We start from the raw sequence: 1,049 nt of genomic DNA, 5'->3' as shown, positions 1-1,049 counted from the left end.
GTTGGATTAGCACGAAGCGGCCAGTAACTTTTGCAGAGTTGGTTGATTTTGAAAACGATTTACAACGCTCTGGCTATCGTAGTAAACCGGTAAGCGTAACGCTAAGGTTGCCGCCAGATTTATTCGTGTGGCAGCGCAAAGGCATTCCGGTAGATTTGAAATTCCGTTATACCCCGCCGGTAGAGCTCGATGAAAGCCGCCTGCGGGTGTATATCAATGATGATTTCATTCGTGGTTATTCGCTAAACCAAAGTGGTTTTGGCGGTTCTAGCGAGCGTATTCGCGTGCCATTGCTGGATAACAATCCATTCTCGCAGCCAAGTTTGAATGTGCCTGCTTTTAAGCTGGGCGCCATTAACCGGCTCGATTTCGAATTCACTTTTAGTGCGCGTGCCGAACAATGCCTAGTAACGCCCATTCATAACACCACCGGGGTTATCGATGGTAATTCCAGTGTGGATATTCGCGGGTATCAACACTACACGGAAATGCCGAATTTGCAGTTGTTCGCGAAAGCCGGTTATCCGTTCTCGCGTTACGATGATTTGGCCAACAGTATTTTGGTGGTAAGCGATACCCCAACTGATCATGAAGTTGCCGCTGCGCTGCAAACCTTGGCGTTAATTGGTGGTTCTACCGGTTATCCGGCCACGTTATTGCAGGTAATGCAGGTAAGTGAAGTGCCGGAGAATAGCCGTGCCGATATCCTAATTGCCGGAGGCCCCGCGCTGAATGCATGGCTGCAGCGTTTTGGCCGCAGCACCTTAGATAAGCAGCTGGGCCACCATGGCCTGGCGGGCGCACAACAACTCATGTTTAGCCCCACCGAAGTAGCGAGCATAAGTGGGCCGAGCGCGGCGTTGGTAAGTTTCCAATCGCCATTGCACAAATCGGCAACCGTAGTTGCGCTAACCGCTAACCAAGATAGTTTTTTGAATGAGGTAACCCAATTGCTGCGCTCGGCAGACCGCACCATGAAGGTGAGTGGCTTTATGAGCCTCATTACGCCGGGCAACGAGCGGCATTTGCAGAGTTATGATGTGTACTAT

The 1,049-nt window shown here is 50.7% G+C and carries 1 protein-coding gene; it reads left to right on the top strand.

Features of this window, described 5'->3' with window-relative positions; genetic code table 11:
* Positions 1–1,049, top strand: a 1,049-nt coding sequence (locus ACNA7P_RS11220) for a cellulose biosynthesis cyclic di-GMP-binding regulatory protein BcsB (RefSeq protein ID WP_416258709.1), incomplete at both ends; no start/stop codon positions are given.

Origin of the sequence: Aliidiomarina sp., from assembly GCF_047920995.1 — a bacterium.
Lineage (GTDB): Bacteria > Pseudomonadota > Gammaproteobacteria > Enterobacterales > Alteromonadaceae > Aliidiomarina.
The sequence above is the reverse complement of the archived record's forward strand: the minus strand, read 5'-3'. Positions and strand labels throughout refer to the sequence as shown.